Origin of the sequence: Pseudonocardia alaniniphila, assembly GCF_022524485.1 — a bacterium.
Classification (GTDB): Bacteria; Actinomycetota; Actinomycetes; order Mycobacteriales; family Pseudonocardiaceae; genus Pseudonocardia; species Pseudonocardia alaniniphila.
The window spans coordinates 1-20498 of sequence record NZ_JAKXMK010000022.1; the positions used below are offsets into that span (position 1 = coordinate 1).

A 20498-nucleotide genomic window follows, 5' to 3' on the forward strand; every position below is an offset into this window, starting at 1 on the left:
TCATCGCACTCCCTCGCTGCGCTCGGTCGGCGCTTCGCGCGGGCGCTGTATCGATGACTCGCTCGCAAGCTCACTCATCGCACTCCCTCGCTGCGCTCGGTCGGCGCTTCGCGCGGGCGCTGTATCGATGACTCGCTCGCAAGCTCACTCACGCGCCCCTCCCCGGCACCGTCTCTGCGGGGCGGCCGGCTCGCCCCGCCGGTCATGCCTGCCCCTGCCGCTCCAGCTCGAGCAGGATCTCCGGTGCCAGCACGGTGACGTCACCGGCACCCATCGTGATCACGAGGTCACCGGGCCGCGCCACCCCGGCCACGACCGCCGGGACGTCCGACCAGCGCGGCACGTACTGCACACGATCGGGCGGCAGTGTGACGGCATCGGCCACGAGCGCGCCGCTCACACCGGGCTCGGGGTCCTCGCGTGCGCCGTAGACCTCGAGGACGACCACCTCGTCGGCGAGCCCGAGTGCCGCGCCGAACGCCGACGCGAACTCCCTGGTGCGCGAGTACAGATGCGGCTGGAACGCCACCACGACCCGGCCACGGTCGCCCACCACGTCACGGGCGGCCCGCAGCTGCGCCGCCACCTTGCTCGGGTGGTGGGCGTAGTCGTCGTACACCGCGACACCGCTCACCCTGCCGCGGAACTCGAACCGGCGGCGCACGCCGTCGAACGCGGCGAGCCCCGCCAGCAGGCCGTCGACGGGGGCGCCGAGCTCCACGCCGGCGAGCAGCGCACCGAGGGCGTTCTGGGCCATGTGCTCCCCCGGCACGGCCAGCCGGAGGAGGTGCTCGACGCCGTCGAGGCGGAGCACGATCCGCGCGCCGGTGCCGTCCGGGCGGAAGTCGACCAGCTGGGCGTCGCGGCCCTGCCCTCGGCCGTAGCGCCGCACCCGGATGCCACGGCTCTCCGCCACACCGGCCAGCGCCGCGGCCCCGGGGTCGTCGGCGCAGGCCACGAGCGCACCACCGGGCTCGATCCGGCCGAGGAACGTCTCGAACGCCGCGAGGTAGGCCTCGGTGCTCCCGTAGTGGTCGAGGTGGTCGGCCTCGACGTTGGTGACCACCGCGACCACCGGGGAGAACGCGAGGAACGACGCGTCACTCTCGTCGGCCTCGGCCACGAAGATGTCGCCGCTGCCCTCGTGGGCTCCCGACCCGGACGCGGCCAGGTCGCCGCCGATCGCGAAGGACGGATCCAGCCCACAGTGCTGCAGCGCGACGGTCAGCATCGAGGTGGTGGACGTCTTGCCCGCCGTGCCCGTGACGGCGGCGAGCCGGCGCCCGGCCGTCAACGCGGCGAGGGCCCTGGCCCGGTGGACCACGACGAGCCCCCGCTCGCGGGCGGCTTCCAGCTCCGGGTTGGTGGCGCGGATCGCGCTCGAGACCACCACGGTGGCGGGCGCCTCGGGCAGGTGCCCGGGATCGTGGCCGACCTCCACCCGGGCCCCGAGTGCTCGCAGCGCGAGCACGGCACGGGAGTCCTTGGCGTCCGAACCCGAGACCGTGGCCCCTCTGGCCAGCAGGATCCGGGCGATACCGCTCATCCCGGCGCCGCCGATCCCGATGAGGTGCACGCGCCCCGACAGGTCGACGGGCACCGACTCCGTGTCCACGTCCATCACGTCTGTGCCCATGGCTCGCGGCCCCGCCGGGGGGCCTGGGTGTTGGCCCGCCAGAGATCCTGCTCGGGCGCCGGACCGTCGGCGCCTGCGATGCCGAGGACCATGTGTGCCAGCCGGTCGGCGGCGTCGGCGTGGCCGGACGAGCGCGCCGCCCTGCTCATCGCGGCGAGCCGCGGTGGATCCGTCAGCAGCGGGACCAGCTCGGCCGTGGCGCGTTCGCCGTTGAGCTCGGCGTCGTCGACGAGCACCCCTCCTCCCGCGGCGACGACGGGCGCGGCGTTGAGCGCCTGCTCGCCGTTGCCGTGCGGGAGCGGGACGTAGACGGCGGGCAGGCCGACCGCGGTGACCTCGGCGACGGTCGTCATGCCGCAGCGGCCGAGCACGGCGTCGGCGGCCGCGTACGCCAGGTCCATGCGCTCGATGTAGGGCGTGGCCACATAGCCGCGGGCGGGCGGCGCGGCGGTGCCGTTCCTCCCGTGGGCGTGCAGCACCGCGATCCCGGCGCGCAGCAGGCTGGGCAGTGCGGCGGCGACGGCGTCGTTCAGCGTGCGGGCGCCCTGCGAGCCGCCGAACACCAGCAGCACGGGTCCGTGCGGGGGTAGGCCGAAGAAGTGGCGGGCCTGCGGGCGCAGGGACATCCGGTCGAGCCCGGTGATCGAGCGGCGCAGCGGCATCCCGACGACCTGCTCCCCGGGCAGCCCGCTCCCGGGCACGGCGACCGCCACGAGATCGGCGAACCGCGCTCCCACCTTGTTGGCCAGCCCCGCCCGCGCGTTCGCCTCGTGGACGACGACCGGGACGCGGCCACGGGCCCCCAGGTACGCCGGCAGGGCGACGTAGCCCCCGAAGCCCACCACGACGTCGGCATCCACCCTGTCGAGCACGTCGCGCGCGCGCATCACGGCGTCGCGCACGCGCACGGGCAGGCGCATCAGGTCGGTGCTGAGCTTGCGCGGCATGGGGACCGGCGGGATCAGCTCCAGCGGGTAGCCGCGGGCCGGGATGAGGGCGGTGTCGAGCCCGCGCTCGGTACCGAGGGCGGTGATCCTCGCGTCGGGGCGCAGCCTGCGCACGGCGTCGGCGAGAGCGAGCGCCGGTTCGATGTGGCCCGCAGTCCCCCCGCCCGCGACGACGACCGAGGGCGCGTGCCGGGCCGCGCGGCTCATCGGACCCGTCCCCGCTGTGCGGGCGGACGGGTGGCGGGGGCTTTGTACGGCTGGGGCAGCGGCAGCCGCAACAGCCGTGCGACCCGCCCCTGACCATGCTGTTTCAGCGCCGCGATGGCCTCCGGCTCGTGGCGTGCGGCGTTGGCGAGGATCCCGAAGACGAACATGGTGACCACGAGCGATGTGCCTCCGGACGAGATCAACGGGAGCTGCAGCCCGGTCACCGGCAGCAGCCCCACGACGTAGGAGATGTTGATTGCCGCCTGGGCGACCAGCCAGGTCGTGGAGGTCGCCACCACGAGCTTGAGCCATGGGTCGGTGTTGCGCGCGGCGATGCGCAAGCCGGCGTAGGCCAGGGTGGCGAAGAGGGCGAGCACGGCGAACGCACCGAGGAAGCCGAGCTCCTCGCCGATGATCGCGAAGATGAAGTCGTTGTGGGCGTTGGGCAGGTAGCTCCACTTCGCCCGCCCCTGCCCGAGACCGACGCCGAACAGTCCGCCGTCGGCGAGCGAGTAGAGCGCCTGCTGGGACTGGAAACCCGCCTTCAGCGGGTCGGTGCTCTCGGGCGAGAGGAACGCGCTGATCCGGCTGAGCCGGTAGCTCGCGCTGAGCGCGAGCACGACCGCCCCGGCGATCGCGCCGATGCTGAGCGCGACCATCAGCCGGATCGGGGCGCCGGCGAAGAACAGCAAGGCGATGAGCACGATGCCCAGGGAGACCGTCATGCCGAGGTCGGGCTGCAGCACCAGCAGGGTGAGCAGCACGACCGTGACGGGCACGACGGGCGACAGCGCGTACCTCCAGCGGTGCATGACCGCCCGCCGCGCGGCGAGCACGTGCGCGCCCCACAGCGTCAGGGCGACCTTGACCGCCTCCGAGGGCTGCAGCGACAGCGACCCGACCACGAACCACGCCCGGGAACCGTTGCGCACGTCGCCGACGAGCAGCACGGCGACCAGCGACAGGGCACCGATGATCAGCGCGGCGGGCGCCAGCGAGCGCAGCGCCCGGGGTGGGATGCGCAGGCCCAGCCAGAACAGCAGGAGCCCCGGCACGCAGAACATCAGCTGCCGGCTGAACACCGAGTACGACGATCCGTCGGCGGTGAAGGACTCCACCGACGACGCCGAGAGCACCATGACCAGGCCGAACAGCGTGAGCAACCCGAACACGCCGAGGATCAGGTGCAGCGAGGTGAGAGGGCGGCGCAGCCACTGCCCGAGTGCGGTGGCGCTGCGGCCGACCACTGCACGGATGCCGGCGAGCGGCGAGGAGGACCGGTTCCGGGACGGCCGGGCACGGCGGGCGTCCGCTCCCGTCATCCCGCCTCCCCCGGTCGTGGCTGCAGCCCTGCCACAGCCTCGGCGAACGCCCGCCCCCGGTCGGCGTAGTCGATGAACTGGTCCATCGACGCCGCGGCCGGGGCGAGCAGTACGACGTCACCCTGCCGTGCGAGGGCGGCGCCACGTCGCACCGCGGTCATCATGGGGCCATCGTCGCCTGCCGTCACCTCTGCGACGGGGACGTCGGGTGCGTGTCGCGCGAGAGCGGTGAGGATCTCTGCCCTGTCGGTGCCGATCACCACCGCCGCGCGCAACCGGCCGGCGTGACGTGCCACGAGGTCGTCGACCTTGGCGCCCTTGAGCAGACCACCGACGATCCACACCACCTGCGCGGGCGCCTGCGCCGTGAGCGATGCCGCCGCGGCGTGTGGGTTCGTCGCCTTGGAATCGTCGACGAACCGGACGCCCGCGACCGTCGCGATGTCGGCGCCGCGGTGTGGCCCCGGGCGGAAGTCGTCGAGCCCGGCGCGCACGGCGTCGGGACCCACCCCGGCTGCCCGCGCGAGCGCCGCGGCGGCCAGTGCGTCGGTCACCCCCGGCGCACCGCCGGGATGCACAGCGGAGGCCGCGACGAGCTTCCCACCGCCGAAGGCTCGGTCCACGAGCACATCCTCGACCACACCGAGCTGGTCGGGCCCCGGCTCCCCCAGCGTGACGCCCACCCGGCGCGGTGCGGGCGAGGCGGCGAGCAGCGCGGCGGCCGCGGGGTCGTCCGCGCCTGCGATCGCGACCGGGCCGAGCAGTGCCCTGGCCTTCGCGCCCGCGTACTCCGCCATCGACCCGTGCCAGTCCAGGTGGTCGTCGGCCACGTTGAGGACGCAGCCGGCGGCGGGCCGGATCGAGGGCGACCAGTGCAGCTGGAAGCTCGACAGCTCCACGGCGAGCACCGGATGCCCGGCCCGGACGGCGTCGATCACGGTGTAGCCGATGTTGCCGCAGGCCACGGCGTCGCGCCCGGACGCACGCAGGATCGAGGCGAGCATGCCGACGGTGGTGGTCTTGCCGTTGGTGCCGGTGACCACGAGCCACTCCGGCGGCACCGGGCGGGACTGCCCGATCCACCAGGCCAGCTCCGGCTCGCCGACCAGCGGCACCCCGGCCGCGGCGGCCGCGGTGACCAGCGGGTGGTCGGGACGCCGCCCGGGCGAGGTGACGATGAGCGCGGTGCCGGGTGGCACCTCGTCGGGGTCGCCGCCCGCCTGGGCACCCGTGGGGAGGTCGGTGAGCCGGTCCGGGACGGCGTCGGTGACCGTCACCCGCGCGCCGAGCTCGACCAGCGCCGCCGCGGCGGCCAGCCCGGACACGCCCGCACCCGCCACGAGCACAGCTGCGCCGGCGAGCTCCGGCGGTGCGGTGCTCGCGGCGCCCGCGCGTCCCCGGGCGTCCATCACGGTCCCGCCGACGCGGTGAGCCACTCCTGGTAGAACAACCCGAGCCCGAGTGCCGCGCACATGGCTGCGAGCAGCCAGAACCGGATGATCACCGTGGTCTCCGCCCACCCGGCGAGCTCGAAGTGGTGGTGGAACGGGGCCATCCGGAACACCCGTCGCCGGGTGGTTCGGAACACCGCGATCTGCACGGCCACCGACAGCGCCTCCACCACGAACACCCCACCGATCACCACGAGCAGCAGTTCCGTGCGCGTCACGATCGACAGGCCTGCGACGAGACCGCCGAGCGCCAACGAGCCCGTGTCGCCCATGAAGATGCGCGCCGGGGCGGCGTTCCACCAAAGGAAACCGATGCAGCCGCCCATCGCGGCCGCCGAGACGAGCGCGACGTCGAGAGGGTCGCGCACCTGGTAGCAGCCGGCAGCACTGATGAGCGAGCAGTTGTTGCGGAACTGCCAGAACCCGATGATCGTGTACGTGGCGAGCACCATAGCGGCGGTGCCGGCTGCCAGGCCGTCGAGCCCGTCGGTGAGGTTCACGGCGTTCGACCAGGCCGCCACGATCAGGTTGGCGAGCACCACGAAGCCGACCAGGCCGAACGACAGCACGGTGATGTCGCGGACGAACGAGAGGTTGTCCGACCCGGGGGTGAGCCCGTCGGCGTTGGAGAAGCGCAGCGCCAGGATGCCGAAGATCGTGGCGGTGAGCACCTGGCCCACGATCTTGGACGTCTTGTTGAGCCCGAGGTTGCGCGCCCTGCGGATCTTGATGAAGTCGTCGAGGAACCCGACGACCCCCAGCGCCGTGGTGAGGAACAGCACGAGCATCGCGGACGAGGTGACCGGCTCGCCGGTGAGCGCGTGCGAGAACCCGTAGCCGAGCCAGATCGCGAGCAGGATCGCGACGCCACCCATCGTGGGGGTGCCCCGCTTGGCCTGGTGGCTCGACGGTCCCTCGGCACGGATCTCCTGGCCGAAGCCCTGCCGCGAGAAGAATCTGATCAGGTACGGGGTCAGGAGGATCGAGACCGCGAGGGCGACCCCCGCAGCGATGAAGACACCTCTCACCGGGACACCTGCCCCGGCGTGGCGGCGGCGTCCAGCAGGCCGGCGGCCACCCGTTCGAGCCCGGCAGAGCGCGAGGCCTTCACGAGAACGACGTCGCCGGGGGCGAGCTCCGCCCGCAGCAGGGCCAGGGCCTCGTCGACGCTGCCGGTGCTGCGTGCGCCCGGGTAGTCGGTGGTCTCGACCGCGACCAGCTGGTCGACACCGAGTCGGCGCGCGACGGCCGCGACCTCGGCATGGGCGGCGGCGCTGTCGTCGCCGAGCTCGGCGATCCGGCCGAGCACCGCCCACGTGCGGCGCTCCTCCCCGCTGAGTGCCACCAACGCGCGCAGCGCGGCGTGCATCGACTCGGGATTGGCGTTGTAGGCGTCGTTGACGACGGTGACCCCGTCGGGGCGGTCGATGACCTCCATGCGCCACCGCGAGGCCGGCAGCGCCGCGCTCAGGGCCGCGGCGACGCCGTCGGCGGTGGCGCCCAGCTCCATCGCCACCGCGGCCGCGGCGAGCGCGTTGCCGATGTGGTGATCGCCCACCAGCCGCAGCGCCACGGGCGCGCGACCACCGGGGCCGACCAGGGTGAAGCGGGCCCGTCCTGCGTCGAGCTCGACGTCCTCTGCGCGCACGAGGGCGTCCGGCGCGCGGCCGAACGTCACGATCCGCGCGGCGGTGCGCCCCGTCATCGCGGCGACGGCGGGGTCGTCGGCGTTGAGGACGGCCACGCCACCGTCTCCCTCTGCAGGCAGGGCCTCCACCAGCTCGCCCTTGGCGGCCGCGACCGCGGCGCGCGAGCCGAACTCGCCGAGGTGCGCACTCCCGACGTTGAGAACCAACCCGATCCGCGGGGGCACGGCGGCGGCGAGCCGGGCGATGTGCCCTGGCCCGCGTGCCGAGTACTCGAGCACCAGATGACGGGTGGCCGCATCGGCACGCAGCGCCGTCCACGGCAGGCCGAGCTCGTTGTTGAACGAGCCCGGCGGCGCGACCGTCGGCCCGAGTGGGGCCAGCACCGCGGCGAGCAGGTCCTTCGTGGACGTCTTGCCGGAGCTGCCGGTGACTCCGACCACGGTGGTGGCGGGCAGCGTCCGCACCGCGTGGCCAGCCAGCCGGGCGAGCGCGGCGAGCACGGCCGCACCCACGCCGTCCGGGTCGGTCTCGCCCAGGTAGGTGCCGGTGTCGCGCTCCGCGGGCGGGACCACGACGGCCGGGGCGTCCACCGCACGGCCCGCGAGGACCGCGACGGCACCCGCGTCCACTGCAGCGGTCGCGTAGTCGTGCCCGTCGACGCGCTCACCGGGAAGGGCGACGAACAGGCCGCCCGCCCCGATCACGCGCGTGTCGAACTCGACGGCGGCGACGCGCTCCTCCCCGGAGGCACGGTGCAACCGCCCCCCGGTCACGGCGGCGACTTCGGCCAGCCGCATCTCGATCATGCTGTGATCCCGGTCATCGGTTGTATCGGATCATGTGTGTGCGGCTCACTGCCGACCGGCCTCGATCGCAGCCGCCAACTCGGCGGCGTCGTCGAACGGATGCTTCACGCCGTCGATCTCCTGGCCTGTCTCGTGCCCTTTACCGGCCACGACGACCGCGTCTCCCGGCCGGGCGTAGGCCACCGCAGCCGTGATCGCGGCGCGCCGGTCGCCGATCTCCATCAGATCACCGCGGTCCTGCTCGGCCTGGGCGCCCGCCATCATGGCGGCCCGGATGGCCGAAGGATCCTCGGTACGCGGGTTGTCGTCGGTGACGACGAGAAGTTGTGCCCGGGACGCCGCGGCAGCGCCCATCAAGGGCCGCTTGCCCCGGTCGCGGTCGCCGCCGCAGCCCAGCACGACGATCAGGCGGCCCGGCACCTGCGCCCGCAGTGTGTCGAGCAGCGCAGCAACGGCGGCAGGCTTGTGTGCGTAGTCGACGAGCGCGAGATACGGCTGCCCCGCCTCCACCCGTTGCATCCGCCCCGGGACGGCCAGGGTCGCGAAGCCCTCCGCCGCCACTGCCGCCGGCACGCCCACGGCGTCCAGACAGGCCAGCGCGACCAGCGCGTTGGCCACGTTGAACGCTCCCGGCAGCAGCAGCCGCACGGGCACGGACGCGCCGTCCGGTGCCACCGCTGTGAACGTCTGCGTGCCGTCGGTGCCCGTGGCGGCGTCCACCGCTCGCCACTGCGCCGGCCCGCGGGTGGACACCGTGACCGCGCCCGGGCATCGCGCAGCAAGCCGCTCGCCCCACTCGTCGTCGATGCACACGACGCCGTGGGCGGCCCGCCCGTCGAACAGCGCCGCCTTCGCCTCGAAGTAGTCGTCCATGTCGTCGTGGAAGTCGAGATGATCCTGCGACAGGTTCGTGAAGGCGGCCACCGCGAACCTGGTGCCGGATACCCGCCCGAGCGCGAGCGCGTGGCTCGACACCTCCATCGCCACGTCGGTGACGCCGTCCTCGGCCATCACCGCGAACAGCGCCTGCAGGTCGGGGGCCTCCGGGGTGGTGAAGGCGCTGGGCAGGTCCTTGCCGTCGATGCGGGTGCCGACCGTGCCGACCAGCCCGGTGGCGCGGCCCGCCGCGCGGAGCCCGGCTTCGAGCAGGTGCGCGACCGTGGTCTTGCCGCTCGTGCCGGTGACGCCGAGCACCGAGAGCCGCGCCGTCGGGTCGCCGTAGACGAGCGCGGCGACCGTTCCCAGGACCTCGCGAGGCCGAGGGTGCACGAGAACGGGAAGCCCGCGCAGTGCCGGACGCCGCGCGCCGTCGGGATCGGTCAGCACGGCGACGGCTCCGGCGGCGAGCGCCTGCTCGGCGAAGTCGGCACCGTGGGCACGGGAGCCCGCCAGTGCGGCGAACAGGTCGCCGGGCTGCGCCTCTGCCGCGCGCAACGTCACTCCGGTGACGCGCGAGGGCCGTGTGGCGCCGGTGGCAGGGGCGACAACGGTGGCGCCGACGGCGGCCGCGATCACCTGCAGGTCAACCGGCCGCACGCACCGCGGCCGGGGACACGCGGCGGCCGTGGAGGCGGCGGCAGGACTGGCAGGTGACACGTCGGGGAGGCTACCGGCGCACCTCGACCGGCCCGCCCGCGCACCGCCAGGTGGGCGATGGGAGATACACCACCGGCCGCGGGGCAACGACCGGCAGGCGCATGCTTCCCCGAAAGGGTCTGGACGAACGGCCAGTGGTCGTTCTCACCACACCGATGATCGATCCGGCCGAGCCGCGGCACCGGCGTGTCGCGCCCGCACCGGCCTCTGTGGACGACCACAGGGGCCTCGACCGGTCGCCGCCCCCACCCGACCACCCGCCGTACGCCCGCGCGGGAGCCCGGCCCACGCATCGGCGTCCCGGCGGGGATGCGGCGAGCGGGCCGGGCTCCCGCGCGGTTACGGCGGGGGCGGCAGGGCGGGCGGCACCGGCGGAGGCGGCGGCGACGCGGGCGGCGGTGGCGTGGGCAGCGTCAGCGTCTGCACCGGAGCCTCGGTGGGGCTCACCGGCAGCCGCTCACGCTGCGCCAGGTAGGTGGCGATGTCGTGGAACAGCGGGGCTGCGCTCGTGCCCGCCTTGGGGGCATCGAGCATGATCGCGATGACGTACCGCGGATTCTGCGCAGGGAGCATCCCGGCGAACGTGATCCAGTACGTCGACGCCGAGTAGCAACCGCAGCGCGGATCCACCTGCTGCGCCGTGCCCGTCTTGCCCGCCACCTGGTAGCCGGGCACCGCCGCCGCCGGTCCCGTGCCGGTCTGTCCGGGTGCCTTCTGCGTGACGGCGGTGAGCATCGTGCGCAGCTGCTCGGCCGTGTGCGGCGACACCACCTGCACGCCCGGTGGCTGGGGCGCCACCGTGGGCACGCCGTCGGGCCCGGTGGTGGACGCGATGATCCGCGGTGGGATCCGCAGCCCGTTGTTGGCCACCGCCTGGTACATCCCCGCCATCTGCAGGGTGGTGACCGACAGTCCCTGCCCGATCGGCAGGTTGCCGAAGGTCGACCCGGACCACGTCGCGATGGGGGGCACCAGGCCGCCGCTCTCGCCGGGAAGCCCGACACCGGTGGGTGTGCCCAGCCCGAAGCGCGTGAGCATGTCGGCGAAGCGCTGCTCCCCCACCTTCTGCGCCGTCATGATCGTGCCGACGTTGGACGACTTCGCGAGGATCCCGGTGAGTGTGAACTGCTCGGGCCCGTGCACCCACGCGTCGTTGATCGTGCGGTCGGCGACCTTGATGTTCCCCGGCACCGTCACGACGTCGGTGGGCTTCGCCACGCCGTACTCGAGCGCGGCCGACATCGTGACGATCTTGTTGACCGATCCCGGCTCGAACGGGCTCTGCACAGCAGGGTTGGCCAGCTGCTGGGGTGTGGCGCTCCCGAGGTTGCTCGGGTCGAACGTCGCCCCGTTGGCGATCGCGAGCACCTGCGCCGTGTGGGCGTCGAGCACCACGGCCGACGACGTCGGCTTCGCACCCGTCTGCGCGACGTAGTCGGTGAGCGCCTTCTGCGTCATGTACTGCAGGTCCGAGTCGAGGGTGAGCTGCACGGTGGACCCCTGGACCGCAGGCCGCTCGTAACGGGTGCTGCCCGGGATGACGGCGTCACTGCCCTCCGCGGTGTCCACCACCCGCAGGCCCGCCGACCCGGCGAGCGCGTTGTCCTGCGAGCTCTCCAGGCCCACCCGGCCGACGAGCTTGTTCTCGTCGGCGCTCCACGACGCGGCGCCGACCACGTTCGCGGCGGCGTTGCCCGCCGGGTACTGCCGGTCCTCCCGCCGGTCAGCGGCGATCTCGTTGAACCGCTCGTGCAGGGACTCCGCGACGTCCGGGTCGACGAGCCTGGCCAGCACCACGTAGCCCCGGTCGCTGGTGAGCTGGTTGAGGAGCTCGGTGCGGTCCTGGCCGGTGGCCTGGGCGACCGCGGTGGCCATCTCCCCCACGTACTGCGGGGTGTCCTTCCCGTGGTTGGACGCGATGAGGCGCGGGTTGGCCGAGAGCGTCCGGGCCTCGACGCTGAACGCGAGCGGGTGGCCGTTGCGGTCCAGGATCTCGCCGCGCTCCGCGGGGAGCGTGATGTCGGTCGTCGACTGGAGCGCCGACTTCGCGCTCAGTGCGGGCGCATAGACCGTCTGGACGGCGACCAGCCTGAGCGTGGCCACACCGAGCGCGAGCACGAGCAGGATCCGGCCGACCTTGAGACGGCGCGAGTAGTTCGCGCTCCTCTTCGCCGCACGACGAGGTGGTGCGGGGGGACGCTGCGTCGGGACCCTCCGGACCGCCCGCGAGGCCCGGGGCCGGGGCGGGGCCGTGGTCATCAGCCGTTACCCGTCCCGTCTGCTCCAACGGTGCCCTGCGTGGACGCACCGCCGGTCGTGCGCTGCGTCGTCGTCCCGCCGGTGGCGCCCTGCGTGGACGCACCCCCGCTGGTGCCCGCCGCGGGCGCGTCGTCACTGGTGCCCTGCGTCGTCGCGCCCCCGCCGCTGGTGGACGAATCGTCGCCACTCGTGCTGGTTGCGGACGTCCCGCCGGTGGCGCCCGACGTGGACGTATCCCCGGTGGTGCTTCGTGTGGAGGCACCACCTTGCGTGCCACCGGTGGACGCATCGCTCCGGTCGCCTGCCGACTGTCCCTGAGCGCCCGCCGCGGCGCCCTGGGTGCCCGTGGCCGACTCCTGCGAGTCGTCGGACGCCGCCGAGTCGTTCGCCGCTGCCGGGTCACCGGCCCCTGGTGCTGCCGGCGTGCCCTGCTGCCCCGCGGCAGTGGCGGGCTGCACGGGAGCGGGCGGCGGTGGCGGCGGTGGCGGTGCGACGGCGGCCCGTGGCTGACCGACGACCGTGACCGAGCCGTCGGGGGCCACCACGAGTCGTGCGGAGTCCTGGACCGGCACCATGCCGAGCGCCTCGGCACGCCTGGCCAGCTCGGGTGCGGACTCCAGGTCGGCCACCTCGCGGTGCAGCCGCTCGCTCTGCTGGCTCAGCGCCAGGGCCGCAGCCCGTGCGGACTGCAGATGATAGGAGCCCCCGGCGGCAGCCGTGGACAGCCACAGCGTCGCCACGAGTCCGACGGCGAGCAGGATCATGACCAGCAGCACGAACTGCGGACGCCTCGGGGCGACCGCCGTGCGGACCGGACGGCTGACGGGCGCCCGACGCGCCCGATCCTCCCGCCCGGCGTAGGCCTGCGGCGACCGCCGGCCACGCAACGACGACGGCTCCCCCGTACGAGGGGTGGCGACCGGTGCGCCGCGCTGAGCCGGGATCGTGGTGGAACGGGTGCGCGTGGCACCACGGGCCGTCGCACTCCGGGTGGCAGTGCGAGTGCGCTCACCGACCGGCGTGCTCACCCCAGCCCTCCACCGGCCGGCGCCTCACCTGGGACGGACCGTCTGCCTGCGACCGCCCTCACCGGTGCCCCGACTGCGCCTGTCATGACCGCCCCTCTCTTGCTGACGCCGTCCGCCGTGCCCGGCGCGGCGACCCCTACGTCGCAACCCTGTGGCGCGTGCAGCCACGCACGTCGTCACTCGGCCGCCTCGCGGATGCGTTCCGCTGCCCGCAGGCGCACCGAAGCGGCCCGTGGGTTCTCGCTGATCTCGTCCTCGCCTGCCTGCTCGGCACCGCGTGTCAGGAGCCGCAGCTCCGGGCCGTGGCCGGGCAGTTCGACAGGTAGGTCCATAGGGGTGCGCGAGCTCGACCGCGCCGCCAGCTCACGCTTGACGATGCGGTCCTCCAGCGAGTGATACGCGAGCACCACGATCCGCCCGCCGACGGCGAGCGAGTCCAGAGCGGCGGGGAGGGCCGTCTGCAGCGCGTCCAGCTCGCCGTTCACCTCGATCCGCAATGCCTGGAACGTGCGCTTCGCGGGGTGGCCGCCGGTGCGGCGCGACGCGGCGGGCACCGCTTCGTAGAGCAGCTCGACCAGCTCGCTGCTGCGCCGCAGCGGTGCCTTCGCACGCCGCCGATCGACGGCCGAGGCGATCCGCCCCGCGAAGCGTTCCTCGCCGTACTCCCGCAGGATGCGCGCGAGCTGCGGCACCGGGTAGGAGTTGAGGACTTCCGCGGCGGTGGGACCGGTGGTCGGGTCCATCCGCATGTCGAGATCCGCGTCGCGGGCGTAGGAGAAGCCGCGCTCGTCGGCGTCGAGTTGGAGAGAGGACACCCCGAGGTCGAACAGCACGCCGTCGACGCGAGGCAGCCCCAGCTCCGCGAGGACGTCGGCCATGCGGTCGTAGACCGCGTGCACGAGGTGGATGCGGTCGGCGTGAGCCGCGAGCCGCCGCCCCGCCATCGCGAGAGCCTCCGGGTCACGGTCCAGGCCGACCAGAGTGAGCTGCGGGTGCTCCGCGAGCAGGGCCGCGGAGTGCCCACCCAGGCCCAGCGTCGCGTCCACCATCACCGCAGGACGGTCGGACAACGCAGGGCGGAGGAGCTCGCCGACCCGGGGCAGGGCCACGGGAACGTGCTTGGCCCCAGCCGGCTCGCCCTCGTGGTGATGCTGCCCCACCGCACACCTCCCTGCCCCGTGTCGTCGAGCCCCCCGCTTGGCCCGGGCTCCCCAGCCGGGCCACCAGCGATGCCCCCACCCGGCAGACCTGGCACCGGGGAAGGTGCGCCAGGGCTGCCGGGTGGGGACACCGCCGCGTCGATCTCCACCCCGCTCCATCCCGGATCAGATGAGTCCGGGAAGCACCTCCTCCTGGGCCTTCGCGTAGGTGTCCTCGTTTGCTTCCTGGTACCGCTGCCAGGCCTCGGCGTCCCAGATCTCGGCGCGGGTGAAGGCGCCGATCACGACACAGTCCTTGGTGAGGCCGGCATAACGGCGCAGCTCAGGGGTGATGGCGATCCGCCCCTGGCCGTCGGGGTTCTGCTCGTCGGTGCCGGAGAACAGGTTGCGCTGGAACACACGAGCGGACTCGCTCGTGAGCGGCGCGCTTGCGACCTTGCTGGCCAGTTCCGTGAAAGCCTCGCGGGTGAACACGTACAGGCAGTGGTCCTGCCCCTTCGTGATCATCAGCCCGCCTCGCAGCTCGTCGCGAAATTTTGCGGGCAGCGTGAGCCGCCCTTTGTCGTCCAGCTTGGGGGTGTAGGTACCGAGGAACACCGGCCCCACCTCCAACAGTGGCCCCGTTGTGCCCCAGCGAGAACCACATTACCCCACTCTTCCCCACCGTCAACAGGATCGATCGTGGCTCTCCGCCGACTTCCGTCAGAAAACTGCAGGTCAGATGGGGTGGGGGAAGGTGGGGGGCGCTGACGGGCCTCACCCGCGCACATGGATTCCATCCGAGGTTTCGATCACTCAGCGTGAGAATTTGCGGCCCCCAGCGCCCGCTGATGGCGCCATGTGGGGGTAGTGCCACCGCCGATGGGGTGCCGCCGGGGACAAGGTCATCGCCAGTGGGGCACAGTGGGGACGGCGCGGAGTACCCCCATCGGGCAAAGTTCTCTGCGGGCGTTTGACAGACTGATCGCGTCTCGACGGATCGGGACCGACACGACGAGCGCGAGGAGGTCTGGTGACCACGACGAGCAGCCGCGCCGGGATGGAGGGCGAGGCGCCCGCCCTCGCCGATGTCGCCGATCTCTGCGGCCGGATCGCTGCCAACATCCAACGGGTCATCGTCGGCAAACCCGAGGTCGTGCGGGTCGCGCTGGTCACCATGCTCGCGGAGGGCCACCTCCTCGTGGAGGACGTCCCGGGGGTCGGCAAGACATCACTGGCCAAGGCACTCGCGCGGTCCATCGACTGCTCGGTCAGCCGCGTCCAGTTCACGCCCGACCTGCTGCCCGGCGACATCACCGGCATGTCGATCTACAACAGGCAGACCACCGAGTTCGAGTTCCGGCCCGGCCCGGTGTTCGCCAACGTCGTGATCGCCGACGAGATCAACCGCGCCTCGCCGAAGACCCAGTCGGCGCTGCTCGAGTGCATGGCCGAGCACCAGGTCACCGTCGACGGCGCCACCTACGCGCTCGCGAGCCCGTTCATGGTCGTCGCCACGCAGAACCCCATCGAGATGGACGGCACCTACCCGCTGCCCGAGGCGCAGCGCGACCGATTCACCACACGCGTCAGCGTCGGGTACCCCGACCTCGGGGCCGAGCTGGCGATGGTCGACGAGCACGCCGCCAACGACCCGCTCGACATCCTCCGCCCGGTCGTCGACGCACGGCTCGTCCGCTCGGTGATCGACGCCGTGCGCCGGGTGCACGTGAGCCCCGAGGTGCGGCAGTACTGCGTGGAGCTCGTCGGCACCACCCGCAGGCTCCCCGAAGTACGACTGGGCGCGTCCCCACGTGCCACCCTCCAGCTCGTGCGGGCGGCCAGGGCACAGGCCGCGCTCGCCGGCCGCGGTTTCGTGGTGCCCGACGACGTTCAGGCCGTCGCGGTTCCCGTGCTGGCCCACCGGCTGCTGCTCACCCCGGAGGCGCAGGCCTCGCGACGCACCGCCGTCGACATCGTCCGCAGCCTCCTCGCCCGGCATGCCGTACCCGCGCCGGGGCGAGGCCACTGACCGGGGATGTCCCCGGCCATGGGCAGGAACCGCGGAGCCCGGTCGTGAGCGAGCGGTCCGGGCGGTTCTCCGGCCTCACCACACGGGGCCGCTGCCTGCTCGCGGGTGGCCTCGCCACCGGGGCCTCCGCCATCGCCCTCGACGAGCGCGACCTGCTCCGGATCGGGGCGTTCGTCGCCCTGCTGCCGGTGCTGGCCCTGTTGCTCGCCGCCCGGGCCCGGCGGCGGATCCACGTCGAGCGCGAGCTCACCCCGGCCCGGGTGCCGGTCGGAGCCGCCGTCACCGTCGGGCTCCATCTGCACGGCGGCCCGCTGCTCGGTGCCCTCCGCTTGACCGACACCGCGCCGGACGCCGCAGGCCCACAGGCCGCCGCTCCTCCGCGGTTCACGGTGCACCGGCTGTCCGGCCGGGGCAGCGCCGTGGTCACCTATCCCCTCCGCCCGGTGTTGCGCGGTGTGCACCGCGTCGGCCCGCTCAGCGGCACCGCCACCGATCCCTTGGGACTCGCGGAGTTCGAACGGGAGCTCGCACCGGCCGACCGCCTGGTCGTCCTGCCCCGGGTGGTCGCGTTGCAGGGGCTGCCGCCCGCCATCGGGGCGGGCGAGGGCACGCCGGGCTCCGCGCTGGCCCACCAGGGACAAGGCGCGTCGGACGTCCTCATCCGGCCCTACCGGCAGGGCGACGAGCTGCGCCGCGTCCACTGGCGCAGCACGGCGCGCCACGACGAGCTGATGGTGCGGCTGGAGGAGAGGCCGTGGCGCGGTGGGATGACGGTGCTGCTCGACCGCCGCGACGTGGCCCATCGCGGCCGCGGCGCCGACTCCAGCCTCGAGTTCGCGGTGAGCCTCACCGCCAGCATCTGCACCCACCTGCTCGCCCGCGGCGAACCGCTCGATCTCCTCACGGAGGACGGTGTGCAGCTGAGCGGCCGGGGCTCCGGCATCAGCCCGGAGCCGCTGCTCGACGCCCTCGCCGCCCTGCGCCCGTCGGCCCGGCCCGACCTGGCAGGCCCTGAGCTGCGGTCGGGCACCGACGTGCTCGCCGTGCTCGGCGCACTCGAGCCCGGTGAGGTCGAGACGCTGCTCGGTCGCCGCACCGGCGGCGGCAACGCCGTGCTGCTCGACACCTCCACCTGGGACCCCTCCGTCCGGGACCGGGCAGGATCCGGTGGCACCGTCGCAGCCAATGCGGCGACCCTGCGCGGGGCCGGCTGGCACGTCACGATCGCCTCGGCCGGATCCTCGCCGGAACGCGTCTGGAGCGACCTGGTGAGCGGACTGTGAGCACCACGATCGCGGGTCCTCCAACGGTCCCGCCCCCCACCGGCCCGCCTCCCAGCGCACCCGCACGGCCGCCCGCCGCACGCGGCGCCGGGCTGCCGTGGGTCGCCACGATCGCATCCGGGCTGGCCGTGCTGCTCGCGGCCGGCCCCGTCACGGCCATCGTGCAGGGCGGCGCCTGGTTCGGCCACGCCCTCGCCGCGGTCGCCGTCGTCGTCGTCCTCGGGCTTCTGCTGCACCGGCTCGGCGCCGTCGTCGTCGCGGCCGGCCAGGCCGTCGGGGTGCTGGTGCTGCTCACGGTGCAGTTCGCCGACGACGGGCTGCTCGGGGTGCTGCCCGGTCCCGGGGCGCTGCAGGAGTTCGGGGCCCTTCTCGCCGGAGCCGGTCAGCAGATCGACACGGGAATCGCGCCCGTGACGAGCACCCCGCAGATCCTCTTCCTCGTGACGGCCGCCTTCGGCCTGCTGGCGATCGGTGTCCACCTCGCGGCGGTGAGCGCAACCGCGCCCGCCGCGGCCGGCGTGCCGCTGCTCGCCGTGTTCGCCGTACCGGCGGCGCTGGCCGACACCCTCCTGCCGTGGTGGGCGATGGCCGCCGCCGCTGCCGGGTTCGGGCTGCTCCTCGTGGCCCAGACGGGATTCCGGGGCCGGCTGCCGGGCGCCGTCGCGCTGGTCGCGGTCGCGGTGGTGCTGGCGGTCGGCGTCGGGACGGCGACGAGCTTCGTCGGCACAGCGGGCCGGTTCGACAGCGGCACCGGTGCGGGCGGATCGGGTGGCTCCATCGGCCTGAGCCCCTTCACCGCGCTGCGCGGGCAACTCGACCAGCGTGACCCCGTCGATCTCTTCCGGGTTCGCGGCCTCACCCGCCCCACCTACCTGCGGGCACTGACCTTGCGCCAGTACGTGCCGGACGCCGGCTGGCAGGCCACCCGGCCCGCTCCCGGCGTCGGGCTGCCCGGCCCGATCCAACCCCAGCCGACCGGCTCCGGCGAGGTCGCCGACGTGGAGGTCGAGAACCTCGCCTTCCGCGACTACTGGCTTCCGCTCTACGGCGACCCGATCGACGTCGGCGGGTTGCCCGAGGGGCCGTGGCTCTACGACCGGAGCAGCGGCACCGGCTACACCGGCCGGCCACGGCAGGAGGACGGGTGGCGCGAGCAGGCGTTCCTGCCGGTGCCTACGGTCTCCCAGCTCCGTCAGGCGACCGGGGACTCCGGGATCGGGCCGGAGTACCTCGACGTCACGGGCGTCGACCCGCGCGTCACCGAGATCGCCCAGCAGGTCGTGGCGGGACGCTCCAACAACTTCGACCGCGCGATGGCACTGCAGGAGTACTTCACCGGGCCCGACAGCCAGTTCACCTACAGCCTCCAGACGGCCCCGGGCTCCGGCGACGACGCGCTGGTCGAGTTCCTCACCGTCGGCAAGGCGGGGTACTGCGAGCAGTTCGCGTCCGCCATGGCGGTCATGCTGCGCTCCGTCGGCGTCCCGTCGCGGGTGGCGGTCGGGTTCACGGCAGGCGCCGACAACGGCCAGTACCGCACGATCAGCACCTCCGACGCGCACGCCTGGGTCGAGGCCTGGTTCCCCGGCATCGGCTGGACGACGTTCGACCCCACCCCCCTGACCGACGGCCGCACCATCGCACCGCCGTACGTCCAGGAGGCCCAGGGCAACCCGCCCGACCCGGAGAACGCCCCGGCCGACACCGATCTCAGCCCCGGGAACAACGCGGAGCAGCAGCCCCTGCCGGCCCCTGCCGAGACCGAGCAGGCCCCGTCGGTCGCACTCGCCCCACCGCCGGCCGCCGAGGGGAGTGTGCCGCTCTGGCCGCTCTTCGTGCTGGTCCTGCTGGTTGCCGGCGCATTCGTCCCGGTCGGGCTGCGGGTGCTCGCACGGCGCCGGCGCCTCGCTGCGGCAAGCGCGGGTGGCCCGGACGCCACAGGGGCGGCCTGGGCGGAGCTGCTCGCGGAGTCGATCGACCGCGGCGTCGACCACCCACAGAGCGACACGGTGCGGGGCGCGGCCCGCCGCATCGTTCGGGAGCACCGGCTCGACGACGACGCACAACAGGCGCTGCGGCAGGTGGTCACCGCGGTGGAGGCGAGCTGGTACGGCGACGTCCACCCCGCCCCCGGCGATCTGGACGAGCCGGTGGATGCCGTGCGGGCCGGAATCGCCGCCGGGGGCTCGCTGTCGCTGCGCGGCCGGCTGCTTCCGAGGTCCGTGCTGCAGCGGACCCCGACCGCGAAGCCCGCGGCGGAACGCGAGAAGGCAACCTCCGACACCTGAGCAACACCCACCGTTCCCGCTCGAACGGCCCACCCGCGCGGACCTTCCGATCGAGAGTGCCGCTCGTCCACCGGCCGGCCACCGCCCGGCGCCGAAGCCCCGCCCGCACGCCCCGCCCGTCCCGGCCTTCCGGACGAACGGGCCGCTCGCCCAGTGGCCCACAGCCTCGGTCCCCGGAACGCCCACCATGCCGCGCACCAGCAGCACGCTCTCCCAGACCTATCGGGCGGAAGAACGGCTCGCCCATCGACCTGGGCGCGGGGCCGCTCGAAAAGCGAGCGCCCGGTTCGTTGGGCGCGCCGCTGTTCGACGACGCGCCCGACGGACCGGGCGCTGGCTCAGACTCGTGCGGAACCCGTCCCGTCCAGGGACCGGTTCCGAGTTCCTGCTACTCCTGCTCGAACCGGCGGCGGAAGCGCTCTTCCATGCGGCCGGTGAAGCGGTTCTTGTCGGGCTCGGCTTCCTTGGCCTGACCGGGCTGGCCGCCCGACCCGACCGAGGTGACCGCGAGCACGGCACCGCCGAGCATCACGAGGAAGCCGACCACGCTCAGCACCGGGAAGCTGGAAGCCAGCCAGAGTGCAGGTACGGCGACGCCAACGACGAGCAGCACCAAGCCGAGGACGAACAACCCGACGCCCTGCAGGCGACGGCGGCGCGTGGGCTTGCGCAGGCGGCCACCACGAACGGTGGATGCGAACTTCGGGTCCTCGGCGTAGAGAGCGCGCTCGATCTGTTCGAGCAAGCGCTGCTCGTGCTCGGAGAGGGGCACGGCTTCACCTCCGGCACTGGTCATCCTGTCGGGTCATCTTCCATGGTGCCGGAACGACGCGACGAGCGCCCGGGGCTGGGCGT

Annotated in this window: 15 protein-coding genes; 3 read left to right on the plus strand and 12 right to left on the minus strand. The window is 73.7% G+C overall.

Annotated features, from left to right (window positions below; all coding sequences use genetic code 11):
- Nucleotides 1–202 precede the first annotated feature (202 nt).
- The 11 genes from murC to mraZ all read right to left on the minus strand — a co-directional run bounded on the left by murC (nucleotide 203) and on the right by mraZ (nucleotide 14658).
- Nucleotides 203–1636 carry a UDP-N-acetylmuramate--L-alanine ligase gene (gene murC / locus MMF94_RS24040; RefSeq protein WP_241039428.1) on the minus strand — a complete coding sequence of 478 codons (1434 nt, stop codon included), beginning with the start codon at nucleotides 1634–1636 and terminating at the stop codon, nucleotides 203–205.
- Nucleotides 1621–2790 (minus strand): undecaprenyldiphospho-muramoylpentapeptide beta-N-acetylglucosaminyltransferase, encoded by a 1170-nt coding sequence (gene murG / locus MMF94_RS24045; protein WP_241039429.1) that lies wholly within the window; start codon nucleotides 2788–2790, stop codon nucleotides 1621–1623. The genes murC and murG overlap by 16 nt, the downstream gene beginning before the upstream one ends.
- Nucleotides 2787–4112 (minus strand): putative lipid II flippase FtsW, encoded by a 1326-nt coding sequence (gene ftsW / locus MMF94_RS24050; RefSeq protein WP_241039430.1) that lies wholly within the window; start codon nucleotides 4110–4112, stop codon nucleotides 2787–2789. The genes murG and ftsW overlap by 4 nt, the downstream gene beginning before the upstream one ends.
- Nucleotides 4109–5521 (minus strand): UDP-N-acetylmuramoyl-L-alanine--D-glutamate ligase, encoded by a 1413-nt coding sequence (gene murD / locus MMF94_RS24055; protein WP_241039592.1) that lies wholly within the window; start codon nucleotides 5519–5521, stop codon nucleotides 4109–4111. Before murD ends, ftsW begins: the two co-directional genes overlap by 4 nt.
- Complete coding sequence (gene mraY / locus MMF94_RS24060; protein WP_241039431.1) at nucleotides 5521–6591, minus strand: phospho-N-acetylmuramoyl-pentapeptide-transferase; 1071 nt, start codon at nucleotides 6589–6591, stop codon at nucleotides 5521–5523. The genes murD and mraY overlap by 1 nt, the downstream gene beginning before the upstream one ends.
- Nucleotides 6588–8018: a UDP-N-acetylmuramoyl-tripeptide--D-alanyl-D-alanine ligase gene (locus MMF94_RS24065; RefSeq protein WP_241039432.1), complete on the minus strand. Its 1431-nt coding sequence runs from the start codon at nucleotides 8016–8018 to the stop codon at nucleotides 6588–6590. The genes mraY and MMF94_RS24065 overlap by 4 nt, the downstream gene beginning before the upstream one ends.
- Nucleotides 8019–8063: 45 nt before the next feature.
- A complete protein-coding gene (locus MMF94_RS24070; RefSeq protein WP_241039433.1) occupies nucleotides 8064–9614 on the minus strand; it encodes a UDP-N-acetylmuramoyl-L-alanyl-D-glutamate--2,6-diaminopimelate ligase in 1551 nt (516 codons plus the stop codon).
- 339 nt (nucleotides 9615–9953) lie between these two features.
- On the minus strand, nucleotides 9954–11873 hold the full coding sequence (locus tag MMF94_RS24075; RefSeq protein ID WP_241039434.1) for a peptidoglycan D,D-transpeptidase FtsI family protein: 1920 nt from the start codon (nucleotides 11871–11873) through the stop codon (nucleotides 9954–9956).
- Nucleotides 11873–12901: a cell division protein FtsL gene (ftsL, locus tag MMF94_RS24080; protein WP_241039435.1), complete on the minus strand. Its 1029-nt coding sequence runs from the start codon at nucleotides 12899–12901 to the stop codon at nucleotides 11873–11875. The genes MMF94_RS24075 and ftsL overlap by 1 nt, the downstream gene beginning before the upstream one ends.
- 176 nt (nucleotides 12902–13077) lie before the next feature.
- Nucleotides 13078–14061, minus strand: coding sequence for a 16S rRNA (cytosine(1402)-N(4))-methyltransferase RsmH (rsmH, locus tag MMF94_RS24085; RefSeq protein WP_241039436.1), 984 nt, complete (start codon nucleotides 14059–14061; stop codon nucleotides 13078–13080).
- Nucleotides 14062–14226: 165 nt separating this feature from the next.
- A complete protein-coding gene (mraZ, locus tag MMF94_RS24090; RefSeq protein ID WP_241039437.1) occupies nucleotides 14227–14658 on the minus strand; it encodes a division/cell wall cluster transcriptional repressor MraZ in 432 nt (143 codons plus the stop codon).
- A 442-nt stretch (nucleotides 14659–15100) separates the two neighbouring features.
- Here mraZ and MMF94_RS24095 point away from each other — a divergent pair, with 442 nt between their 5' ends.
- From MMF94_RS24095 to MMF94_RS24110, 3 genes are read left to right on the plus strand one after another with little or no spacing between them, the layout of a single operon-like run.
- Nucleotides 15101–16072, plus strand: coding sequence for an AAA family ATPase (locus MMF94_RS24095; protein ID WP_241039593.1), 972 nt, complete (start codon nucleotides 15101–15103; stop codon nucleotides 16070–16072).
- A gap of 44 nt (nucleotides 16073–16116) precedes the next feature.
- Entirely contained in the window at nucleotides 16117–17355 is a 1239-nt protein-coding gene (locus MMF94_RS43415) for a DUF58 domain-containing protein (protein ID WP_277398810.1), read from the plus strand.
- Complete coding sequence (locus tag MMF94_RS24110; protein WP_241039438.1) at nucleotides 17352–19643, plus strand: transglutaminase TgpA family protein; 2292 nt, start codon at nucleotides 17352–17354, stop codon at nucleotides 19641–19643. The genes MMF94_RS43415 and MMF94_RS24110 overlap by 4 nt, the downstream gene beginning before the upstream one ends.
- Before the next feature lie 388 nt (nucleotides 19644–20031).
- On the opposite strand, the gene MMF94_RS24115 is transcribed toward MMF94_RS24110, so the two are convergent.
- A complete protein-coding gene (locus tag MMF94_RS24115; RefSeq protein WP_241039439.1) occupies nucleotides 20032–20415 on the minus strand; it encodes a DUF3040 domain-containing protein in 384 nt (127 codons plus the stop codon).
- Between the last annotated feature and the right edge of the window lie 83 nt (nucleotides 20416–20498).

What these genes read in the sequence shown, in the direction of transcription:
- murC (WP_241039428.1), bottom strand. Translation starts at nt 1,636, where the DNA reads ATGGGCACAGACGTGATGGACGTGGACACGGAGTCGGTGCCCGTCGAC.
- murG (WP_241039429.1), bottom strand. Translation starts at nt 2,790, where the DNA reads ATGAGCCGCGCGGCCCGGCACGCGCCCTCGGTCGTCGTCGCGGGCGGG.
- ftsW (WP_241039430.1), bottom strand. Translation starts at nt 4,112, where the DNA reads ATGACGGGAGCGGACGCCCGCCGTGCCCGGCCGTCCCGGAACCGGTCC.
- murD (WP_241039592.1), bottom strand. Translation starts at nt 5,521, where the DNA reads ATGGACGCCCGGGGACGCGCGGGCGCCGCGAGCACCGCACCGCCGGAG.
- MMF94_RS24065 (WP_241039432.1), bottom strand. Translation starts at nt 8,018, where the DNA reads ATGATCGAGATGCGGCTGGCCGAAGTCGCCGCCGTGACCGGGGGGCGG.
- MMF94_RS24075 (WP_241039434.1), bottom strand. Translation starts at nt 11,873, where the DNA reads ATGACCACGGCCCCGCCCCGGCCCCGGGCCTCGCGGGCGGTCCGGAGG.
- MMF94_RS24095 (WP_241039593.1), top strand. Translation starts at nt 15,101, where the DNA reads ATGGAGGGCGAGGCGCCCGCCCTCGCCGATGTCGCCGATCTCTGCGGC.